Origin of the sequence: Bradyrhizobium sp. (assembly GCF_036009065.1) — a bacterium.
Lineage (GTDB): Bacteria > Pseudomonadota > Alphaproteobacteria > Rhizobiales > Xanthobacteraceae > Bradyrhizobium.
Genome location: NZ_DASYMN010000218.1, coordinates 1 through 2,704, shown reverse-complemented (window position 1 = coordinate 2,704; position 2,704 = coordinate 1). Strand labels below are relative to the sequence as shown.

2 protein-coding genes are annotated in these 2,704 nt (G+C 62.8%); both read right to left on the bottom strand.

Annotation, left to right across the window (positions count from 1 at the left end):
* The coding region (locus VGP39_RS13345) for a xanthine dehydrogenase family protein molybdopterin-binding subunit (protein ID WP_327568575.1) at positions 1–1,640 on the bottom strand (1,640 nt) is incomplete at its 3' end.
* 18 nt (positions 1,641–1,658) lie between these two features.
* Positions 1,659–2,639, bottom strand: coding sequence for a xanthine dehydrogenase family protein subunit M (locus VGP39_RS13340; protein ID WP_327568576.1), 981 nt, complete (start codon positions 2,637–2,639; stop codon positions 1,659–1,661).
* Between the last annotated feature and the right edge of the window lie 65 nt (positions 2,640–2,704).

Below are 2,704 nucleotides of genomic sequence, written 5' to 3'. Positions count from 1 at the left end.
CTGCCGTCGGCAAAGTGTGCGATTGCCGGATCCATGCCGGCGGTCCGCGCCAGCTTTTCGCGGAGCGCATTGCAGGCCTCGAATAGGGCGGAGCCCGAGCTGCCCGCGCCCCACGATCCACCCGAACCGGCTGCCCGCGGAAAGTTGGTATCGCCAAGTTCAATTCGCACTCGTTCCATCGGTAACCCAAGCATCTCCGCGGCGATCTGCGCCAGGACGGTATAAGTTCCGGTGCCGATGTCGGTCATCGCCATTCGCACGGTTGCGCTACCATCAGGGCCCAGTCGGACATTGGCCTTCGAGAGTAGAAGTGGATTGCCGCGCGTCGCCGCGGCCATGCCCATTCCTATCAGCCAGTGTCCGTCACGGAGCTGTCCGGGCTTCGGATTGCGCTTGTCCCATCCGAACCGCCGCGCGCCTTCCTGCATACAGGCGACCAGGTGACGGCTGGAATAGGGAATATGCTTTTCCGGGTCCTCGCTCGGCTCGTTGCGTAGGCGCAATTCGATCGGGTCGAGATTGAGTTTTTCGGCAAGTTCGTCCATCGCGCATTCAAGTGCCATCAGCCCCACAGATTCTCCTGGTGCGCGCATCGACGACGCCACGGGGATATCCAGCGGCGCCAGACGATGCCGCGTCAGCCGATTGGCTCCGGCATAAAGGGTGCGGGTTTGCAGGGCGGCGCCCTCGTAAGTCTGTTCGCTTGGTAAATTGCCGGAGAATACGTCGTGGCCGATCGCGAGGATGCGACCGTCGCGATCGGTGCCCAAACGGACGTGCTGGATCGTATCGGAGCGGTGCGTCGTGACGTGGAAAATCTGCTGCCGCGTCAGCGCGACCTTCACCGGCCGTTTGAGCTGCCGCGAGGCGATCGCCGCCAGGATGGCATCGGCATTGACCCAGAGCTTGCCGCCGAAGCCGCCGCCGATGAAAGGACTTATCAGGCGCACGTTTTCAACGGGAATATTCAGGGTTGTCGCGATAGCCTGCTGACCTTGGTTGAGCATCTGGTTCGCGGTGTGCAGGATCAACTTGTCTCCGTCCCACATCGCAAGCGTGGCATGGGGCTCCATCATCGCGTGACTTTGCAACGGCGTGGTATAGGTCGCGTCGAGTTGCACCGGGGCGTCGGCGAACGCGCTAGCAAAATCGCCTACCGCGTTGTCGGCTGCTGGAGCATCGCTTGGCTCTGGAACGCGCGCGTTATTAAGGTTGGTACGCAGCGCGTATTTTCCGCTCGACCGATCATATTTCACGTCGACCAGGTAGGCCGCCGCCCTGGCTTGTTCAAAACTTTCGGCGACCACGAAGGCGACCGGCTGGCCGTAACCCGTCACTTGCGGGCCGGTGAGCACCGGGTGCGCCTCGCGGTGGTTGCCTGTACCCTGCGAGGGCGCGTTGCGATGGGTGAGAACCAGCGCGACGCCGGGCGCCCTTTCCGCTGCACGCGTGTCAATCGATCTGATCGTTCCTTTTCCGATCGAGGCCTCGACCAGAAAGCCATACAACACGTTGTCCTGCTGCGTCTCATAGGCATAGCGCGCGCCGCCGGTGACCTTCAATCGCCCGTCCACGCGATCAATAGGTTTGCCGACAACGCCCGGTGTATCGAGGGCATTAGCACCGATAGGTGAGTTCATTTCCATAACTTCGTTTCCTCAAGTCAGGGTCGCCTCTGCCAGCACGCTGTGCAGCGTGCGCCGCGTCAGCGGTATCTTGAAGTCGTTGCCGCCGAAGCCGCGCGCGCCTTCCAGCACGGCATCTGCTGCACTATTGAAGGTGGCAGTGTTCGCGAGCGCGTTGGCCAGTCGCTGCTCCGCTTGCAGCGATCGCCATGGTTTTGGCCCCAACCCGCCGAACGCCAACCGGGCCGAGCGGATCCGGCCGCGCGTGCTGTCGATGATCGCGGCCACGGAAACCAGCGCAAAGGCGTAGGAGGCGCGGTCGCGGACCTTACGGTAGACCTGCACACCTGCGGGCGGCGGAGGCAGCGTGACGGCCGTGATGATTTCGCCCGGCTTGAGCGACGTCTCGATCTCGGGCGTTGTGCCGGGAAGGCGGTGAAACTCGGCAATAGGAATGGCGCGGGTTTCGCCCTGCCGATCGATTGTCTCCACATTGGCGTCGAGTGCCCGCATCGCCACCGCCATATCTGACGGATGCGTTGCGATGCAGTGATCGCTGGTGCCCAGAATGGCGTGGATGCGGTTGAAGCCGGCCAGCGCCGCGCAGCCGGAGCCGGGACTGCGCTTGTTGCAGGGTTTCGTGATGTCATAAAAATAGTAGCAGCGCGTTCGCTGCAGCAGATTGCCGCCGGTGGTGGCCTTGTTGCGCAACTGCGCGCTAGCTCCCGCCAGCAATGCGCGACTGAGGACGCCGTAGCGCTGCCGCACGCGGGTGTCGGCGGCGAGATCGCTGTTCCGAACCAGCGCGCCGATGCGCAAGCCCCCGTCGGGTGTTTCTTCGATCTTGTCGAGCGGCAGCCGGTTGATGTCGATTAGCTGGGATGGCGTCTCGACCTGTAATTTCATCAGGTCAAGCAAATTGGTTCCGCCGGCAATGATTTTGGCGCCGGGTTGGATGGCAGCGGCGGCGGCCTGCGTGGTGGAGTCGGCGCGTTGATAGATGAAAGCCTTCATGTCGGCGTCCCCGCGACTTGTTTGATAGCTGCAACGATGTTGGGGTAGGCTGCGCAGCGGCAGAT

What these genes read in the sequence shown, in the direction of transcription:
- VGP39_RS13340 (WP_327568576.1), bottom strand. Translation starts at nt 2,639, where the DNA reads ATGAAGGCTTTCATCTATCAACGCGCCGACTCCACCACGCAGGCCGCC.